Genomic DNA, 18610 nt, shown 5'->3' with positions numbered 1-18610 from the left:
CAGAACCGGAGGTACTCGTGTCCCTACCCAACCCTGCTCGAAAGCGGTCGGACGCAGACCCGTTCGACTACGACGTGCTGGTGGTCGGCTCCGGTTTCGGCGGCGCGGTCTCGGCGCTGCGGCTGGCCGAGAAGGGCTACCGGGTGTGCGTGCTCGAAGCCGGCCGGCGCTTCACCCGCGAGGAGTTGCCCAAGACCTCCTGGGACCTGAAGAACTTCCTGTGGGCGCCCTCCCTCGGGCTCTACGGCATCCAGCGCATCCACCTCCTCGCCAACGTCATGATCCTCGCGGGCGCCGGGGTGGGCGGCGGCTCGCTCAACTACGCCAACACCCTCTACGTGCCCCCGAAGCCGTTCTTCGAGGACCGCCAGTGGGGCCACATCACCGACTGGCGGGACGAACTCGCGCCCTACTACGACCAGGCCAAACGGATGCTCGGCGTCCGCCTCAACCCGACCACCACGCCCTCCGACGTCCATCTGAAGGCCGCCGCCGACCGTCTCGGCTACGGCGACACCTTCCATCTCGCGCCCGTCGGCGTCTTCTTCGGCGACGGCAAGGACGCGGACGGCACGGTGCGCACGACCGCGGGCGAGACCGTCCCCGACCCGTACTTCGGCGGCGCGGGCCCCGACCGCACCGCCTGTGTGGAGTGCGGCGAGTGCATGACCGGCTGCCGCCGGGGCGCCAAGAACACCCTCAACGAGAACTACCTCCACCTCGCCGAGCGGTCCGGTGCCGAGATCCGCCCGCTGACCACCGTCGTGGGCCTGAGGGAGCGCACCCCGGGCAGGGAGGCGGACGGCTACGAAGTGCTGACCGTACGCACCGACAAGTCCGCCGGCGGCAGGCGGTACGGCAACCGGCGCGGCGCCAGGCCGCACATCCTGCGGGCCCGGCACGTCGTACTGGCCGCCGGCACCTACGGCACCCAGAAACTGCTGCACCGGGTCAAGGACGCCGGTACCCTCCCCCGGCTCTCGCCCCGGCTGGGGGAGCTGACCCGCACCAACTCCGAAGCACTGGTGGGCGCGCAGACCGTGCCGCGCAGGTACCGCAAGAAGTGGGGCGAGGAGGCCGGACCCGACTTCACCAAGGGCGTCGCCATCACCTCCTCCGTACACCCCAACGCCAACACCCACATCGAACCGGTGCGCTACGGCAAGGGCTCCAACTCCATGAGCGCCCTGACCACCCTCCAGGTGCGGCAGCACACCCTGCTGCCGCGCGCGCTCGCCCATGTCTTCACCTGCCTGCGGCACCCGGCGCTCTTCCTGCGGTCGCTGTCCGCGCGCAAGTGGTCCGAGCGCATCATCATCGGTCTGGTCATGCAGACCCTCGACAACTCGCTGACCACCTACCGCAAGGACAAGGGACTCGGCAAAGGCATGCTCACCGCCCGGCAGGGACACGGCGCACCCAACCCGGTGCACATCCCCGAGAGCGCCGAGGCCGCGAGCGCGCTGGCCGAGGAGATCAACGGCTTCGCCGGCACCAACATCGGCGAGCTGATGGGCACCCCCTTGACCGCCCACTTCCTCGGCGGCTGCCCCATCGGCGACAGCCCCGAACACGGGGTCATCGACCCGTACCACCGGCTGTACGGGCACTCGGGCATCCATGTGGTCGACGGCTCCGCCGTCTCCGCCAACCTGGGCGTCAATCCTTCCCTGACCATCACCGCGCAGGCCGAGCGCGCCATGTCGTTCTGGCCGAACAAGGGGGAGGCGGACCCGCGTCCCGCGCAGGACGCCGCGTACCAGCGGCTGGAGCCGGTGGCCCCCGCCCGGCCCGCCGTGCCCGAGAGCGCCTTCGGGGCGCTGCGACTGCCGATCGTGTCGGTGTCGCACGGCGAGCGGGCCGCCGAGGCGGCCGAGGAGGCGGCCGAAGAAGCTGCTGAGAAGGTCGCTGAGCAGGTCGCTGAGCAGGCCGTGGAAGGTATCCGGACGAGGGCGGAAGGCGCGCCCGAGAGGGCATGAGCGCGGCACGACGAAGGGCCCCGGGCGCCGACCGGGTGGATGGCGGCAGCCGCGGGGCCCTCGGGCCAGCACCGGCGTCAGGGCAGCGCCTGTGCTGAGGCGGCGCCGGGGGGAAGCGCCGCCGAATTGGTCGAACCAATGGCGGAACTCCGCCACGGTCCACCAACTGGCCGTGTGGTCAGGTGGTTTGGTGCGTGGTTCTCTGCATCGTGCTGGATCCGCCGCACCCCGCGCAACCATTTCGACGCAGAGGGATTCCCAGGTTCTGGCAAAGATCTCGTGCGGGCCCGGTGCGCGGGAGAGCCGCGGAGCGGCCGGCCCAGAGCGTCCCCGGGACCGGCCGCTGTCGTGACCGGGCTGCTGTCCCCTGCCGTCCGGTCACAGCACCGGAGCGAGGTCCCACGACACCCGGCGTCTCCCCTCCCGGGGAGGACGGGTGTCTCATCGCTCCGGTGACGCCGCCCCGCTCGCCACCGGGCGCCCGGCGGAGATCAGGGACACCGGGTCCAACGAAGGCCCCGCAGGGCGGTCACGCGCCGTACGGGTGAGGGCCCTCTCTCCGGTTCCGGGGAGCCGGTGGTGCCGGTCCGGGGAGGGGCGCTGCCGGTTCCGGGTGCGCAGGAGCGGGCCTGGCCCGCAGGAGCGGACCTGGCCTAATGACCTCGGCACAGCCGCAGGAGCGTGCGGGCCAGCTCGCGGCCCGGTGCGCCGAGCTCGCAGCTGTAGTGATCGAGGATCTCCAGCTCCCGTGCCAGATGCACTCGCCGCCCGCCCGACTCGATCCGCGTCTGCTGAATGGTCTCGGACAGTTCCATCCGGTCGCGTACGAGAGCGATCAGGCGGGCGTCGAGCGCGTCGATGCGGCTGCGCCGGTCGGCGATCACCGCCTCCGGCTCCACGGCGGTCTCGGTGCTCGTACCGGTCGTCATCGGGGTCATCCGGGTGTGCTCCTCGTCTTGGGGAGCCCGCGGTCCGTCGGACCCGGCGGCGGACACACACGGGCGCCCCGGGCCTGACCGGCCCGGGGCGCCTGGGGAAGTTCGTATGTGGCTTCTCTCACACAGAACGACGACCATGGCAGCCGGCCGGGCCGGTGCCATAGGTAAACCACGTGTTCTGCGTGAGCATGCGCCCAGTATGCCACCGCGTCGGCTGTGGGATCGGCCGCCCAGGGGCACCGTTATCATCGGAGGTGAATCCCCCGCTTCACCGCCGAACCGCCGAAAGGCATCAGCTTCGTGGCTTCCAACCCGTCCGAGAGCACTCCGGACACCGTTCTCGTCGTCGACTTCGGCGCGCAGTACGCCCAGCTCATCGCGCGTCGGGTGCGCGAGGCGCGGGTGTACAGCGAGATCGTGCCGTCGACCATGCCGGTCGCCGAGATGCTCGCCAAGAACCCGAAGGCGATCATCCTGTCCGGCGGCCCCTCGTCCGTCTACACCCAGGGCGCGCCCTCCCTCGACCGCGAGCTGTTCGAGGCCGGTGTCCCGGTCCTGGGCATCTGCTACGGCTTCCAGCTGATGGCGACGACGCTGGGCGGCACGGTCGACAACACCGGCAGCCGGGAGTACGGCCGCACCCAGCTGACCGTCGCCAAGGCGTCCTCCACGCTGTTCGAGGGCACCCCGAGCGAGCAGCAGGTGTGGATGTCGCACGGCGACGCCTGCTCGGCGGCGCCGGAGGGCTTCACCGTCACGGCCTCCACGGAGCTGGTGCCGGTCGCAGCGTTCGAGGACGACGGGCGGAAGCTGTACGGCATCCAGCACCACCCCGAGGTGATGCACTCCACCTTCGGCCAGCAGGTGCTGGAGCACTTCCTGTACCGGGGCGCCGGGCTCTCCCCGTCCTGGACGACGGCGAGCATCGTCGACGAGCAGGTGGCGGCCATCGGTGCGCAGGTCGGCGGCAAGCGCGCCATCTGCGGGCTGTCCGGCGGGGTGGACTCGGCGGTGGCCGCAGCGCTCGTCCAGCGGGCCATCGGCGATCAGCTGACCTGTGTGTACGTCGACCACGGGCTGATGCGCAAGGGCGAGACCGAGCAGGTCGAGAAGGACTTCGTGGCGGCGACCGGCGTGCAGCTGAAGGTCGTGGACGCCGCCGACCGCTTCATCGACGCGCTGGCGGGGGTGTCGGACCCGGAGCAGAAGCGCAAGATCATCGGTCGGGAGTTCATCCGGGTCTTCGAGACCGCGCAGGCCGAGCTGGTCGCGGAGGCCGGCGCGGCGGGCGAGGACGTCGCCTTCCTCGTCCAGGGCACGCTCTACCCGGACGTGGTGGAGTCCGGCGGCGGCACCGGCGCGGCCAACATCAAGTCGCACCACAACGTGGGCGGCCTCCCCGAGGACCTCGAATTCGAGCTGGTCGAGCCGCTGCGCAAGCTGTTCAAGGACGAGGTGCGGATGGTCGGGCAGGAGCTCGGCCTGCCGGAGGAGATCGTCCAGCGCCAGCCGTTCCCCGGTCCGGGGCTGGGCATCCGGATCGTCGGCGAGGTCACCCGTGAGCGGCTGGACCTGCTGCGGGAGGCGGACGCCATCGCCCGCGAGGAGCTGACGGCCGCGGGGCTCGACCGGGACATCTGGCAGTGCCCGGTGGTGCTGCTCGCGGACGTGCGCAGCGTCGGCGTACAGGGCGACGCCCGTACCTACGGGCACCCGGTGGTGCTGCGTCCGGTCTCCTCGGAGGACGCGATGACGGCCGACTGGTCGCGGCTGCCCTACGACGTGCTGGCCCGTATCTCGACGCGGATCACCAACGAGGTCGCCGAGATCAACCGCGTCACGCTGGATGTCACCAGCAAGCCCCCGGGGACCATCGAGTGGGAGTGAGCCGCGCGTCGAGCTCCCGCTGAGCAGTCCGCCGGGTGCCCCGCGCCCCTGCCCCCGCTCCGCCCGGAGCGGGGCCAGGATCGCGGGGCACACGTGTGTTCGGGCCGGGTACGGGGCTGGGATACGGTGCCGTGGTGTCGGATGCGGAGGAGCAGCAGCAACAGACGGACGAGGACGAGCGGCGCGAGCGGTGGCTCGTCCTCCAGGAGCGCACGGACCGGCGCCGTCGCCGTACGAGGATCGCCGTGTGGTGCGGCCTCGGCGTGCTGGTGCTCGGCGGCGCGGGATGGGCCGTCACGCCCACCGTCAAGGACAGTGTGATCACATCCGGCGCCTGCGACGGCGCGTTGCCCGACGGCACCATGGACACCTTGCGCAACACCACCGGCCACGCCGACGGGCATCTGACCGAGTCCCGCAGCGAACTCGACGGTGACCTGGGGCGCTACAGCTGCGAAGTGGCGAACGAGGAGGGCGAACGGGTCCTCGAAGTCCACGTCTACAGCCGCCGCGACGACATCGACCGCGAACTGATACGGGAGTTCCGGGACGACGGAGTGCACCCGACGTCCGCGCTCCCCGGCGGCCTCCCGGGCTTCGAGTCCCGGCTGGCCGGGCTGACGCTGCTGCCCCGCTGCCCCGGCCGCGGCGAGGACGCGGCCGGAAACCCGGGCCGGCTCCTGGTGGATGTGCTGGCCGGACACCGCTCCGAGCCGCATCAGTTGGTCCGCGCGGGCGCCGCCGTCGCCAACAAGGCGGCCGAGAAGCTCGGTTGCGACACCGACCCGCTGTCCGTCCCGGCGAAGGAGACCGAGCAGCAGGTGCCCGAGTCCGTACCGTCCGCCCGCGCGGCCGGCACCACGTGTGCGGCGCTCGCCCGCGGCCCGTTCCGGGATACGGGCTGGTCCGTCGATCTGCGTATCCCCAAGGGCCCGGCCCCGCTGACCAGTTGCACGGTGCGGCCGTCCGGCAAGGACGAGGACGGCGAACCGCACCGCCCGGTGCTCTCGCTGCACGCGCTGTACGGCGAGTGGACGCAGCGGGTGATGCTGGGGCAGGCCCGGCACCACGGCGCGCGCACGGACGAGGAGCGGGTCGGGCCGTGGCTCACCGACGAGAGCGGTTGGGCCATGGCCCGGTGCGACGGCCGGCCGGCGGGCTTCAAGATCTCCGTCAGCCGGCCGGACCAGGAGACGGACTCCTACTCCGAGGACAAGACCCTCAGCCGCAAGCAGCTCGACCGGACCGGGCTGCGCAAGATGCTCGCCTCCTTCGCCGAGCGGGAGAGCGCGGAGCGCGGCTGTACGGGGCTGCGGCTGCCCGCCGCCGACTGATCCGCCGCCGGCTCGTCCGCCGCCGACCGGTCCGCCGCCGGGTCACAGCAGGTTGAGGGCGTTGGCATAGCGGGCGTCCAGCTGCCCGCGGAGCCGTTCGGCCCGGCCCTCGGGTATGCCGCGCTCCCGCGCCCAGGCGTCGAAGACGGTGAACAGCTGCACCCTGCCGTCCATCAGCCGCTCGGTGGCACGCTTTCCGCGGCCCGGCGACGCGTCGGGGCGCCGCTGGGCGAGGGTGGCGGCGGAGGGGCGGGAACGTACCCGGTGTTCGGCTGGGTGGTACAGGCCGCGGGTGTGCCGCAGTACCGCGCGATCGAACTCGGCGAGGGAGGGGGCGAGACCGTCCTTGACGGCGACCGTGCGGGAGGCCATGAGCTCGGCGACCACGGTGGCGCTCTGTTCGAGCTCCAGCTCGGTGCCCGTGATCCCCTCCTTGGCCTTGGTGCCGGGCTCCTGCGCGCTGTCGGTCAGGCGCTCCAGATACCAGGCGAAGCGGGCGCGTTCGGCGTCGTACAGCGTGGCGAAAGCGCGCGGGGAGGCGGCCACCCGGCGTAGCACCTTCTGTGCCGTCTCGAACTCGGGGAAGACCGCATGGACGTCGCGCCCCGAGGGGAAGGGAGTGGCCCAGTTGCCGCTGCCGTCGCCGTAGTCGGCTTCCTCGTCGGTGGCGGTGGGGTGCTGCCAGTCGTGGGGCGTCCCGCGCATCACCGCCCTGCTGGTGTCCTGGATGTAGGAGGCGAACATCTGGGCGAGGTAGGGGTTGAGCCCCAGCGGGAAGTCGGGCCGGTAGTGCTCGCTGCCCTTGCTGAGCAGCAGTACGACGGCGTACGCGACGCGCGCCTCCCGCTCGGTGTGCGGCCGGGCGGGCTCGCGCTGCTGCTCCGCGGTGCGGCCGGTCGTGGCCGCGACCAGGGTGCGGCCCGCTGGTTCGGTCCCCTCGGCGCCGTCGCACAGCGGGTCGCCGGTGGTGCGCAGCAGACGCTTGAGCGGTCCGGTGCGGGTGATGTTCTCGCCCGGATCGAGTGCTTCTGCGGCGCGTTCGGGGTCGCGCGCCAGTGCGTCGGCGGAGCCGGGCGCCGGGCGGCACGCCGGTGACTCGTCCGCGTCGAGCAGCAGGGCAGGGACGAGAACGGCGACCAGCGCGAGGGCGAGGACACCGCTCAGTACGAGGAACCTGGAGCGCCGTGCGGCGCCGCGTATCCGGCCGAGGAGAGACACCGGGCGAGAGTACCCGGGCCGGTCCCCGCCCGGGGCGACCGCTCCAGAACCGGCGCGTGCGGAAGGTGTGCTCGACCGGTGGTGTTGCGGCTGTGCTGCCGCATGTAGTACTTCTTATACATGAGCGAGCACGTACACAACAGGCTGGCGGTCGTCCGGGCGGAGCGGAAGGTGTCCCGGCAGGCGCTGGCCGAAGCGGTGGGCGCGCACTACCAGACGATCGGCTACATCGAGCGCGGGCAGTACAACCCGAGCCTCGATCTGGCGCTGCGGATCGCCGCCCACTTCCGGCTGCCGGTGGAGGCCCTGTTCTCCCTGGAGCCGTTCCGGCCGCTCACCGACGAGGTGTACGGCACGGGCAGCGACCCGGAAGCGTCCGCCGCCGCACCCACCACGGGCACGCCCGCACGCACCACGGGGAGGACCACCGCATGAGCACCAGCACGCACGCCGACGGACAGCCCACGCGCTACGACAAGTGGCTGCTCAAGACGATGAACGACGCGCGCGCCAGGCGCCTGCACGCCACTCGCGGGGCGCGGCGCCGCATCGTGGTGGCCCATGTGGTCACCACGGCCGTCGGCCTCGCGGGCATGGTGGGCGCCTACGCGTGGGCGTCGCCCTGGCCGCTGGCCGCGCTGCTGGTCGCACTGCTGCTGTGGGTGCCGCTCACCGGCTTCCTCAACTCCATGACGCGCGGTCTGCTGGAGCTGCGGGCCCGGGTGCTGGACGAGCGGCAGAGGGCCGAGCGCGGAGAGGTCCACGCGAGGGCGTACCGCGTCAACTCCTGGGTGATGACGGCCGCGCTGCTCGGCTTCTACATCGCCTGGCTCGTGGAGATCCCCCTGGCCGACCTCGCCGTCCCGCTGGCCGCCACCGGGTTGGCCGTCCTGACGCTGCACCGGTTGCTGCCGCTGTGGATCGCGGCCCTGCGGGTGCAGGACGAGCCGGAGGACGACGAGGTGGGCGAGATGGGCGAGGCGCACGAGGCGGGAGTGCCGTCGGCCTGAGAGGGGCCCACGACCCGCACGAGGTCCGCGTCCCGGAGAAGGTCCGCGAACCGGAGAGGGGTCCGCGAACCGGAAAGGGAAGTCCGCATCCCGGTATTGGTGCGCTGTTCGAGGGGAGTGCGGGAGCCACCGGCGCGCGGCGCCCGCACAGCGGCGGCGACTGCTGCTAACCAAAGATCATGCGATCCGATAGTCATATTGTTTCGCGCAGGGCTCTGCTGTGCGTCGGCCTCGGTGTCGGTACCGCGTCGGTCACGGGCGTCGCCGTGGGCCTGCTCGCCCACGAGGACGCCGGTGGCGGCCGGCATCCGGGGGCGGCGGCCGGGCACCGTGGCGGCCCCGCATCCGCGTCGGCACCCGCCCCCGGCGGCCCGGATCCGGGCAGGGCGGCACCGGGCCCCCGGGCGGCGGGCAAGGCGCCGCAACTGCACCGGGCGGTTCCCGACAGCTACCGGCTGCGCCCCCTCGCCGGCGAGACCTCCATGGGTGCCCCGAAGGCGCACCCCCCGGTGCGCACCCATGCCGAGACCCGGCTGCCCGAGCTGCAGGGCCGGCTCGTCATGGCCCTCACGTTCGACGACGGACCGCATCCCGAACACACCCCGGCGCTGCTGGAGGTCCTGCGCCGGCACGGCGTCCAGGCCACCTTCTTCGTCGTCGGCGAGAACGCCGCCGCCTTCCCCGACCTGCTGCACGCCATCGCTGCCGACGGCCACGTGGTGGGCAACCACTCCTACACCCACCGCCAACTGCCCCGGCTGCCCAAGGCCGAGGTACGCGGCGAACTGGGCCGCACCAGCGAACTGATCGACCGCGTCGTCGGCACCCCGCCCCGCTGGTGCCGCGCCCCCTACGGCGACTGGCACCCGCCCTCCCTGAAGGTCTGCGCCGACCTGGGCATGGAACCCATGAACTGGTCCGTGGACACCCAGGACTGGGCCCGTCCCGGCACGGCCCGCATCGTGCGTGCCGTCACCGAGAACGCAGCACCCGGCGCCATCGTCCTTCACCACGACGGTGGCGGTCCCCGGCACCAGACCGTCGCCGCTGTCGACCGCTACCTCCCGCTGCTGCGAGAACGCGGCTTCACCTGCGTGCGGCCCTATGTGTGAAGCCGGGCCCGGCGGTCACACCAACCGCCGCGCCGTCGCCCAGCGGGTCAGTTCGTGGCGGTTGGACAGCTGCAGTTTGCGCAGGACCGCCGAGACGTGGGACTCGACCGTCTTGACGGAGATGAACAGCTGCTTGGCGACTTCCTTGTAGGCGTAGCCGCGCGCGATGAGGCGCAGGACCTCGCGTTCGCGCTGGGTGAGACGGTCCATGTCCTCGTCGACCGGTGGGGCGTCCGTGGAGGCGAAGGCGTCCAGCACGAAGCCGGCCAGCCGCGGGGAGAAGACGGCGTCGCCGTCCGAGACGCGGAAGATCGCGCCGACCAGGTCGTCACCGGTGATCGTCTTGGTGACGTAGCCGCGCGCGCCGCCGCGGATGACGCCGATGACGTCCTCGGCGGCGTCCGAGACGGACAGCGCGAGGAAACGCACCGGCTGTTCGGCGTCCCCCATCAGTGGGGCGCTGCGGCGCAGCACCTCGACCCCGCCGCCGCCCGGGAGGTGGACGTCGAGCAGGACGACCTCGGGCCGGGTCGCCTCGATGACGGTCATCGCCTGGTCGACGTCGCCCGCCTCGCCGACCACCTCCACACCCGTCTCGTCGGTGCGGCCGATCTCCGCCTGCACTCCCGCGCGGAACATGCGGTGGTCGTCCACCAGGACGACCCGGACCCGGCGGCTGCCGTCGGCGCCGTCACCGCCACCGGAGTTGTTGCCACCGGGGCCGTTGCCGCCGTCGCCCTGCTGCTCGTTGCCCGTCGCCTCGTCGGTCACGACTCCGCCGCCCTCTCCATCTCCAGTTCGACCTCTGTCCCCTCGCCCGGCGCGGTGCGCAACCGCGCCGTGCCGCCGTTGCGCCGCATCCGGCCGATGATGGACTCCCGTACGCCCATCCTGTCCTGCGGGACGGCGTCCGGATCGAAGCCCGGGCCCCTGTCCCGTACGGAGATGAAGACGGTACGCCCCTCCACCTCGGCGAAGACCTGCACGGCGCCGCCCTCGCCACCGTACTTGGCGGCGTTGACCATCGCCTCGCGTGCGGCCTGAAGCTGGGCGCCCAGCGCCTCGTCGAGGGGGCAGTCGCCCACGCACACCACCTCGACCGGCACCCCGTGGTGGTCCTCGACCTCGGCGGCCGTGGCCTTGACCCCCTCGGCGAGGGTCTTGGGCTCGTCCTCCTCCTCGGCGGCCGCACCCGTCGCGTCGGCGGGCTTGTAGAGCCAGGCGCGCAGCTCCCGCTCCTGGGCGCGGGCGAGCCGGGCCACCTCGCGGGGCTTGTCGGCGCTGCGCTGGATCAGGGTGAGGGTGTGCAGTACCGAGTCGTGGACGTGCGCGGCCACTTCCGCCCGCTCCTGCGCGCGAATGCGCATCAGCCGTTCCTCGGACAGGTCCTGCACCATCCGTACGAGATACGGGCCCGCCATCAGCGCGATGCCGACCAGTACGGCGAGCGCCGCCTGGAGGACCGAACCCAGATGGCTGACCGAGCCCTGGACCACGACGATGCCGGTCACGCCGACGGCGACCAGCGCGACCCCCGCCGCACTGCGGGCGATCGGCAGCAGGCGTGTGCGGCGGCTGACCTCCGCCCAGTGGGCACGGCGGGAGTTGTCGGCCTGCCGCCACACCAGGGCGACGCCGATACCGATGAGGACGACGGGCCACAGATAGGTGTTGGCCGCGCCGAACTGGAGGTTGTCCGCGGTGATGAAGACGGCGACGATCAGCGCGAGAACGGCGATCAGCTGGCCCTTGTCGGGCTTGCGGAGGATACGGCGGCGCAGCCCGTCGCGATCGGCGACGGCCTCGGACAGTCCCGCTGCGCCGGTGCGGTGCCCGGCACCGACCCCGCCCGTGCCGAGCGGCACCACGAACCAGAACGCCGCGTACAGCAGCACCCCGAGCCCGTTGGCGAGACTGAGCGCGATGAAGACGATCCGCACCCAGGAGACCGGCAGCCCCAGATGCCCCGCGAGCCCGCGCGCGACCCCGCCGAGCATCCGGCCCTCCGCGCTGCGGTAGAGCTTGCGCAGAGGCGGTTCTTCCGGCGGCTCCGAGGACGCGGTCCGGGTTCCGGGTCCCTGCGGGGCCGCCTCGGAGGCGGGCGAGGCGGGCGCTGTCATGCTCCGATCGTCACACGACTGGCGCGGCCGGACATCAGGGTTGCGCCCTGAGCCGTCCCCGACGCCGGCGCGGAACCCCACCGCCGATCTCAGGGATCGCTCGGGGTAGGCCCCCGATGCCTGCCGGTGCCCGGGGCGCGACCATAGGGCCATGAGCGAGGAGGAGCAGCACACGGCGGGGCGCGCGGCGCAGCATGCCGGCGGCGCCGCCGGCGGCCACGCGCCGGGAGCGGAGGGGGAACCCGCGCCGGTCGGGACCGCGGCGGGGGCGGCGGGGGAGAAGGGCGGGGCTGCTTCCTGGGGCGCGCACAACCCGGTGCCCGAGCCGCGGCGGGGCAAGCTGCGGCGGAGCCGCTCGCACAAGGTCGCGGGCGGCGTCTGCGGCGGTCTCGGGCGGTACTTCGACCTCGATCCGGTGATCTTCCGGGTGCCGCTGGTCGTGCTGTCCGTCGTCGGCGGGTTGGGGCTGATCTTCTACGGGTTCGCCTGGCTGCTCATCCCCGCCGAGGGGGAGACGCAGAACGAGGGGCGGCGACTGCTGTCCGGCCGGGTAGAGGGCGGCTCGCTGTCGGCGGTCCTGGTCGCGCTCGTCGGCTGCGGCCTCTTCCTCGCCTCGCTCGGCAGCCGCAGCGTGCCCTTCTCCGCGCTGCTGATCGGAGCGGTGGCGGGCGCGGCGTACTGGTCGCGGCACCGTCGGCAGATCGAGGCAGCCGGCGCCGAGGGCGCGCAGCTCGACCCGACGACGGCGCACGCCGTTGCCGACGCGCCCCCCGAGGCGCAGGCACCTCCCGTCCCGGCGCCCACCTCCTGGTGGCGGGAGCCGCTCACCAAGGAGGCCGGGGCCACCAAGGCGACCGGACCCGCCTGGAACCGCGCGGGGGCGGCCACAGGCTATCTGTGGGGCCCCGAGGACGCCCTCCCGTACGCCGCGCCGCCCAGCGCCCACGAGCACTCCGGCGGCCCGCCCAGGGCACCCGCGCCGGCGAGCACCCGCGGCGCGGGGCCGCCCGCACGGCAGGCCGCCGGGGCTTCACTGGGCGGGCTCACCTTCCTGCTGGCGCTGCTCGCGGGCGGGGTCTCCACGGCCGTCTCCTGGAACCACAACCCCCTCGCCACCACTCTCGCCATCGGCCTGAGCTGCATGCTCGCGGTCTTCGGTATCGGGCTGGGCATCAGCGCCTTCGTCGGCCGTACCGGGCCGGGCACCATCGTGTGCATCGTGCTGACCGCCGGACTGCTGGCGGGCACGGCGGCGCTGCCGGACGACATCACCACCCACTTCCGGGAGACCCGCTGGGTGCCCGCAGCGGTCGACGAGGTCAAGCCGCGCTACGCGCTCGGCTCCGGCTCCGGCGAACTGGACCTGCGCGGGACGGGGCTGAAGGCGGGCCAGACGCTGCGTACCGAGACCCGCGTCGGCGCGGGCGAGATCAAGGTGGTCGTGCCCGAGGACGCGGTGGTCGAGGTGAGCGCGGACGTCGACATGGGGGACATGAGGTTCCCGCGGTCGCTGGACAGCGACGGAGAGGTGGTCTTCGACAAGGCGAGCGGTCTGGGGACGAAGCGGAAGCTCACGCTGCGCCCGTTCGCCGGTACGAAGGCGAAAGGCACGGTCGTGGTGAAGCTGAGCGTCGGCGCGGGCCGCGCGGAGATCGTACGGGAGCTGCCTTCGGGCGAGCGGTCCGACAACGAGCCACTGCAGGGCGCCGGACCGGGACCGGAGCCCGAACCGGGGCAGGAGCGGGGACAGAGGCAGGAAGAGGGAGAGGGAGAGGGGCAGGCGCCGCAACAGGGTGTCCCCTCGGAGGGAGGAACCGGATGATGCATCGCTTCGAACCCTCCCGGCTGCTGCTCGGGCTGGCCATGACCGCGGTGGCGGCCGTCTATCTGCTGGACGCCGCCGGCGAGGTGGAGGTCCCCTTCTGGGTGCTGTTGGTGGTGGTACCGGTCTCCCTGGTGCTGGCCGGCCTGACCGCGCTGGCGACGTTCCTGGTGCGGCGCTCGGTCACCCGGCGACGGGAGCTGAGCGAGCGCGGGGGAGGCGGCTAGCCGAAGATCTGCTGCCCCTTGCGCCGCCTGCGCACCGCCAGCAGCGAGTCGAGCGAGAACATCGGCGCCCCCGCCATCAGCAGCGGGAGCCACGCCATCAGATACGGCAGATCGTTGCCGTAGTAGTACGGCTCGCTGGACCAGCTCACCGTCATCCACAGGCAGAAGGAGAGCAGCGCCCCGCCGGCCGCCGCCACCCGTGCCCACAGCCCGCACAGGGTGCCGAGACCGACGGCTGCCTCTCCGACGGCGATGGCCGTACCGAACCCCTGCGGACTCTGCTGCGCCAGGTCGACCATCCAGGTGGCCGCCGCCGCGTCGTGCACGGCCGTCAGCGTCCCGGCGAACGAACCGGGCCCGTCCCCGGTCAGAAAGTCCGGGTCGGTGAGCTTGTCGATGCCCGCGTAGAGGAAGGTGATGCCCAGGAAGAGCCGCAGCGGGAGCAGTGCGTACCGCGCGGCGAGACCGCGCACTCCCACGGGTGCCCCGGCGACAGGCCCGCGCCCCGGGTAGGCGCTGACGGTCTTGGGCACGTCGTTGGGACCGCCGCCCGCCGGCCCTGTCACAGACATCCGTCGCTCCCGCCTTCCGCAAACGTGTTCGGTGTGCGGAGGCGATTCTTCCCCGAGGGCCCACCCGGCTGGCAAGTGCCCATCGGCCCCACCGGGTACGCCCGTTCCGCCCTGTCGGGCGGCCCGTCACTCGACCACGTCGATCGGGTAGCGGTTGGTCTCCACCCCCGCCGCCGTGACCACCTGCACCTCCACCCGGCCCGGCTCGACCTCCACCGGGACCGGAACCGTCACAGCGGTGTCGGACGGACTGCTGAAACCACCGGGAACGGGGATGAGAGGCGCGTGCACATGGACGGCACCGATCCGGACGACCATGCGGGCCAGCCGGTCGGGAGCCGTGGCGCCCGGAGGGACGAAGCCCGCGCCGCGGACCTCGATGTCGTCACCGGTGCGGATGGGGGAGTGCAGATCGCCCATCTCCCGGGCCCGCACCACCGAGAGCACCACCGGGCGACCGCCCTCGGCGTACTTTCCGGCCAGGTACGTCGCCGCCGAGACGACGACCAGCAGGGCCAGCCCCCAGGGCAGGTCGGGCAGCTGGTCGGGCTGCCGGGCCAGCCGCACCGCGGCGAAGACCACCGCCACCGCGCTGATGAGCACGTACTGCACATCGGAGAACGCGCCGCGGCCCGCGTCGTCCGTGAGCAGGTCGGCCGCGCGCGGCCGGTCGGCACGCACCTTCTGCAGCCGCCTGCCCTGCACCCGCACGGCCACCGTGCGACGCACCACGACGGCCACCGCACATGTCAGCGCGAGCACGGTCACCACCCCGGCGCCGCGCGACAGATCCAGACCGGCCAGCAGCGCACGGCGCTGCTCGGGCCCGGCCGCCGCGGCGAGTTCGACGGCCAGCACCAGTACGGCGAAGACGGACAGCAGCACCCATCCGGCAGCCACCGTCCGGGAGGTGGACAGCCGGTTGTCCTCGCCGATCACGGGAGCCAGCACACCGCCACGCGCCCGGTGCAGCCAAGCGGCGGCGGACAGCAGCGAAGCCGATACGAAAGCCGCCACCAGACCGGCCGTCCGGCCGGTCGACCAGCCACCGGCGAGCGCGGACAGCAGTTGCACCATCAGCAGTACGCCGACAGCGGCCCATACGGCGATCAGGGTGCGCCGCCACAGCCGCGCCACCCACGCCTCGCCCTCCTCGCGGCTCCGGTCGGCGACAGCCCGCGCGGCCTCGGTCAGCTCGTCCGAGACCCACTGGCGAGAGGCACCCGCCGAGTGCGCCAGCCCCACGGGGACGCCCTGACCCGCGGCCAGTTCGTCCCGGCGCTGCACGAAGGCGGCCAGCGCCTTGCGGTAGCCCTCGCGGGCGCTGTGCGGGCAGCTGTCGCACTGGCAGGGCGGCTGCACCTCACCGGTGGTGCCGGTACGGGCGTCGCCGCCGGCGCGGCCGGGTGCGGGAGCGGTGGTGCGCGAGGCAGCGGTGGAGGCCGGTGCCGAGGGGGAGGGCGGGGCGGACGCGGGTGTCGAGTGGGAGGGCGCGGCGGAGGCCGGCGCCGAGGAGGTGGGGCGCGGGTCCGGGTCGCGCGGCGACCGGCCGGGAGGGGGTGCACCGGCCCGCGTGCCGGGCAGCCGGCCCGCGCTCGCGCCGGGGGCGGCACCCCGCTGCGCGGCAGGGTCCCTCTCCGTGCCGCGGGCCTTCTCGGGGCCGGGAGCCCTACCGGTCCCGGCGCCCTGCGCCGCCTCGGGCCTCTTCCCCGGCTCTGCCCTCTTCCCCGGCTCCGCCCTCTTCCCCGCTTCGGGGCCCCTCCCGGCGGCGGGGCTCTTCCCGGCGGTGGGACTCCTGTCGGTGGCGGCGTCCCTTCCGGCGGTCGCCGTCCCCCTCGTCTCCGGGCCCGTACCGGCCGCCCGGCCCGAGCGGTGGGCGCCGCTCGTGCCCTGCGCGCCGCTGCCCTGCCCGTCCTCGTCGTCCGGGCCTTTCGAGCCGTCCTGAGCCGTGTCCACGGCCACTGCGCAACCCCGCCTCTCAACTTCCGTGGGATGGAAGGGGATTGTGCCTTACATGAGACCTTGTCAGCTCAGCAGGTCTGGTTCGTCCCGGGTGATCCTGGTGTAGAGAGGTTGATAGTTGTGCCATGCGGCAAGATCGCTGCCGAGCTGTTCACGGGTCGCCACGGCACTCCTGTGGTCGATCGGCACCGGCTTTCCGGCGGCCTTCGCGGCGAGCTGTATCTCGCACGCGCGCTCCATCTGAAGGAACCACCAGGCCGCCGCGTCGACCGAGTCCCCTACCGTCAACAGCCCGTGATTGCGCAGGATGACGGCCTTGTGCGGTCCCAGCGCCGCGGCGGTGCGTGCACCGTCTTCGGGATCCATCGCCACACCCGTGTAGCGGTCGAGCAGCGCGTGGTCCGCGTAGAAGGCACACGCCTCCTGGGTGATCGGCTTCAGCAGTTCCCCGAGGGCCGAGAAGGCACGTCCGTACGTCGTATGGCTGTGGGCGACGGCGACAACGTCCGGCCGCGCGCTGTGCACCTGTGAGTGAACGGCGAACGCGGCCTGGTTGACGGGGCGGCGCCCTTCCAGGACCCGCCCTTCCTGATCGACGAGGAGCAGATCGCCGACCGTCAGCTGTCCGAAAGGAACGCCGAACGGGTTCACCCAGCAGCAGTCCGGGAATTCCGGGTCGCGGGCCGTGATGTGGCCGGACACCCCCTCCTCGAAGCCCATCCTTCCGAACAGCCGCAACGCGGCCGCCAACCGCTGCTTGCGGTAGGCGCGGGCCTCCGCCGTCGACGCGTGGACGGGTGGCGCCGCCAACCGCAGCCGCTCACCCGGCACGGGGCTCGGTGGTACCTGCGCGGGTACGGCGGCCTCGGACATGCGGTGCCCTCCCTTCGGGCCCGTGCGCTGAGCCCTTCGGACCGTGCGCGGCCCCCTTCGGTCGCGTGCGCACGCGGCAGCACGGAAGTTAACCCGCCGCACCACAACTGGCCAGACCCACGCCTCCTTTCCGCCGGCCACCCCTTGGTCCGCCTCGCACGGGGCCTCAGGCAGGCGGCAGACGGCAGGCCTCAGGCGGGGCGCACCGCACCGGCGTAGGGCATCTGATCGATGGGTGCTACCCGCACGGCGGTGCCGGGGCGGGGGGCGTGGATCATACGGCCGCCGCCGATGTAGAGGCCTACATGGCTGACGCTGTCGTAGAAGAACACCAGGTCCCCGGGGGCGAGCTCACCGCGGGAGACGCGCTTGCCCGCATGGATCTGGCTGTAGCTGGTGCGCGGCAGCGAGACGCCCGCCGCCTTCCACGCGGCCTGCGTCAGCCCCGAGCAGTCGTATCCGGAGGGTCCCGTGCCGCCCCACACGTACGGCTTGCCGAGCGCACCACGGGCGAATGCGACAGCACGGGCGGACCGCTCGGTCGGCGCCTGCCCGGCCGGATTCTCCGGGGTCGGCGTCTGCCCGTCCGGAGTCTGCCCGGCCGGTGCGCCGCGACCTGGTGTGTGCGCTGCCGGGCCACCGTCCCGGTCCCCGCCGGAACGTGACGCGCGACCGTCCCGGGGCCGGTCGTGTGCGGCGCCGCCGTGCTCGTCGAGGACGGCGGCGCGCTGCTCGGGGGTGAGCCTGCTGAGCAGCTGCTGCGCCCGGCGGAGCTTGCCCTCGACAGTGCGTTTGTGGCGGCGTGCGCTGTCGGCGGCCTCCTGGAGCTCCGCGGAGACACCGGCCGCCTCCTTGCGCACCTGTGCGAGCTGCCGGGTCCGGGCGACCGTACGTTTCACCAGCGCCGCCCGGCGGTCCCCGGCGCGCTCCGCGACCGACGCGTGCTCCAGATAGTCCTCGGGCTCGGAGGAGAGCGCGAGCCGCAGCACCGGGGCGATCCCGCTGCCGTCGCGGTACTGCGCCGCCGCATGGGAGCCGAGCGCGTCCCGGGAGGCGTTGAGCTTCTCCTGGCGGCGTGCTGCCTGGTCGCCCAGCGAATCCAGCGTGCGCTGCGCCGCCCGCGCCTTCTCACGGGCACTGTTGTACGACTCGGTGACCCGCTCCGCGTCCCGGTGCAGCCGGTCGATCTCGGCTTCCACCGCGGCCCTGCCCGAGGGCTGCCCGGGCCGCGGTGGGGGCTCCGTCTGCGGCCCCGGGCCCGGCTGTGCGTGGCCGGAGCCCTGGAAGTGGGTGGCGCCCGCGAGGGTGGCGAGCGCCAGGGTGAAGGCGGCGCGGACGGTGGGCACGGCGACAGGATGCGGCTTGGGCTTGCGGTGCGAGGCCATGGGTGGCCGTCACTTCCTCACTGGTGCTTGCGTTCCCTATGAGCGGTCCCTACGAGGCCCCGGTGTGCGGTTCCTACGAGGGGCGGTGTTGTGCACGTCACACCTGTCCCGGCAGCCGGGGTGGCCGCGCCTACCGGCGAGGCGCGGCCACCTGGCGAGGACGCTATGCGG

General features: G+C 73.0%; 16 protein-coding genes. 8 read left to right on the top strand and 8 right to left on the bottom strand.

The window, feature by feature from the left end; genetic code table 11:
- Positions 1 to 17 precede the first annotated feature (17 nt).
- The gene (locus KBY19_RS14050; RefSeq protein WP_185017912.1) at positions 18 to 1979 is read left to right on the top strand and encodes a GMC oxidoreductase; all 1962 of its coding nucleotides are present in this window, start codon (positions 18 to 20) and stop codon (positions 1977 to 1979) included.
- A gap of 653 nt (positions 1980 to 2632) precedes the next feature.
- Here the strand turns inward: KBY19_RS14050 and KBY19_RS14045 are convergent.
- Positions 2633 to 2974 (bottom strand): chorismate mutase, encoded by a 342-nt coding sequence (locus tag KBY19_RS14045; protein ID WP_307843507.1) that lies wholly within the window; start codon positions 2972 to 2974, stop codon positions 2633 to 2635.
- 243 nt (positions 2975 to 3217) lie between these two features.
- Between KBY19_RS14045 and guaA the strand changes: the two genes are divergently transcribed.
- Together guaA and KBY19_RS14035 are read left to right on the top strand one after the other, a co-directional pair.
- The gene (guaA, locus tag KBY19_RS14040; protein ID WP_210965879.1) at positions 3218 to 4804 is read left to right on the top strand and encodes a glutamine-hydrolyzing GMP synthase; all 1587 of its coding nucleotides are present in this window, start codon (positions 3218 to 3220) and stop codon (positions 4802 to 4804) included.
- 134 nt (positions 4805 to 4938) lie between these two features.
- Positions 4939 to 6138, top strand: coding sequence for a hypothetical protein (locus KBY19_RS14035; protein ID WP_185017913.1), 1200 nt, complete (start codon positions 4939 to 4941; stop codon positions 6136 to 6138).
- Positions 6139 to 6180: 42 nt separating this feature from the next.
- Here KBY19_RS14035 and KBY19_RS14030 read toward each other — a convergent pair whose 3' ends face one another.
- Complete coding sequence (locus KBY19_RS14030) at positions 6181 to 7356, bottom strand: hypothetical protein (protein ID WP_099883528.1); 1176 nt, start codon at positions 7354 to 7356, stop codon at positions 6181 to 6183.
- Between the two features lie 120 nt (positions 7357 to 7476).
- On the opposite strand from KBY19_RS14030, the gene KBY19_RS14025 reads away from it, so the two are divergent.
- The 3 genes from KBY19_RS14025 to KBY19_RS14015 all read left to right on the top strand — a co-directional run bounded on the left by KBY19_RS14025 (position 7477) and on the right by KBY19_RS14015 (position 9478).
- Positions 7477 to 7791, top strand: coding sequence for a helix-turn-helix transcriptional regulator (locus KBY19_RS14025; protein ID WP_099883529.1), 315 nt, complete (start codon positions 7477 to 7479; stop codon positions 7789 to 7791).
- Positions 7788 to 8366, top strand: a complete 579-nt coding sequence (locus KBY19_RS14020) for a hypothetical protein (RefSeq protein ID WP_099883530.1) — start codon at positions 7788 to 7790, stop codon at positions 8364 to 8366. The genes KBY19_RS14025 and KBY19_RS14020 overlap by 4 nt, the downstream gene beginning before the upstream one ends.
- Before the next feature lie 179 nt (positions 8367 to 8545).
- Positions 8546 to 9478 carry a polysaccharide deacetylase family protein gene (locus KBY19_RS14015; protein ID WP_210965878.1) on the top strand — a complete coding sequence of 311 codons (933 nt, stop codon included), beginning with the start codon at positions 8546 to 8548 and terminating at the stop codon, positions 9476 to 9478.
- Between the two features lie 15 nt (positions 9479 to 9493).
- Here the strand turns inward: KBY19_RS14015 and KBY19_RS14010 are convergent, their stop codons facing one another.
- Positions 9494 to 10249 carry a response regulator transcription factor gene (locus KBY19_RS14010; RefSeq protein ID WP_099883532.1) on the bottom strand — a complete coding sequence of 252 codons (756 nt, stop codon included), beginning with the start codon at positions 10247 to 10249 and terminating at the stop codon, positions 9494 to 9496.
- Entirely contained in the window at positions 10246 to 11598 is a 1353-nt protein-coding gene (locus KBY19_RS14005) for an ATP-binding protein (RefSeq protein ID WP_099883533.1), read from the bottom strand. Before KBY19_RS14005 ends, KBY19_RS14010 begins: the two co-directional genes overlap by 4 nt.
- A 151-nt stretch (positions 11599 to 11749) precedes the next feature.
- Between KBY19_RS14005 and KBY19_RS14000 the strand changes: the two genes are divergently transcribed.
- Positions 11750 to 13420 carry a PspC domain-containing protein gene (locus KBY19_RS14000; protein ID WP_210965877.1) on the top strand — a complete coding sequence of 557 codons (1671 nt, stop codon included), beginning with the start codon at positions 11750 to 11752 and terminating at the stop codon, positions 13418 to 13420.
- Positions 13417 to 13647 carry a hypothetical protein gene (locus KBY19_RS13995; protein WP_099883535.1) on the top strand — a complete coding sequence of 77 codons (231 nt, stop codon included), beginning with the start codon at positions 13417 to 13419 and terminating at the stop codon, positions 13645 to 13647. Before KBY19_RS14000 ends, KBY19_RS13995 begins: the two co-directional genes overlap by 4 nt.
- Here KBY19_RS13995 and KBY19_RS13990 read toward each other — a convergent pair.
- The 4 genes from KBY19_RS13990 to KBY19_RS13975 form a co-directional block, all read right to left on the bottom strand.
- A complete protein-coding gene (locus KBY19_RS13990) occupies positions 13644 to 14219 on the bottom strand; it encodes a DoxX family protein (RefSeq protein ID WP_221506024.1) in 576 nt (191 codons plus the stop codon). The genes KBY19_RS13995 and KBY19_RS13990 overlap by 4 nt on opposite strands.
- Before the next feature lie 126 nt (positions 14220 to 14345).
- Positions 14346 to 15581 carry a hypothetical protein gene (locus KBY19_RS13985; protein WP_099883536.1) on the bottom strand — a complete coding sequence of 412 codons (1236 nt, stop codon included), beginning with the start codon at positions 15579 to 15581 and terminating at the stop codon, positions 14346 to 14348.
- Positions 15582 to 16244: 663 nt separating this feature from the next.
- Positions 16245 to 17054, bottom strand: coding sequence for a class II aldolase/adducin family protein (locus tag KBY19_RS13980; RefSeq protein WP_185017925.1), 810 nt, complete (start codon positions 17052 to 17054; stop codon positions 16245 to 16247).
- 191 nt (positions 17055 to 17245) lie between these two features.
- A complete protein-coding gene (locus KBY19_RS13975) occupies positions 17246 to 18439 on the bottom strand; it encodes an NlpC/P60 family protein (protein ID WP_210965876.1) in 1194 nt (397 codons plus the stop codon).
- Positions 18440 to 18610 lie beyond the last annotated feature (171 nt).

Source organism: Streptomyces sp. B15 (assembly GCF_018070605.1).
GTDB classification, from domain to species: Bacteria; Actinomycetota; Actinomycetes; order Streptomycetales; family Streptomycetaceae; genus Streptomyces; species Streptomyces smyrnaeus.
This window is presented reverse-complemented; position numbering and strand designations above follow the sequence as displayed.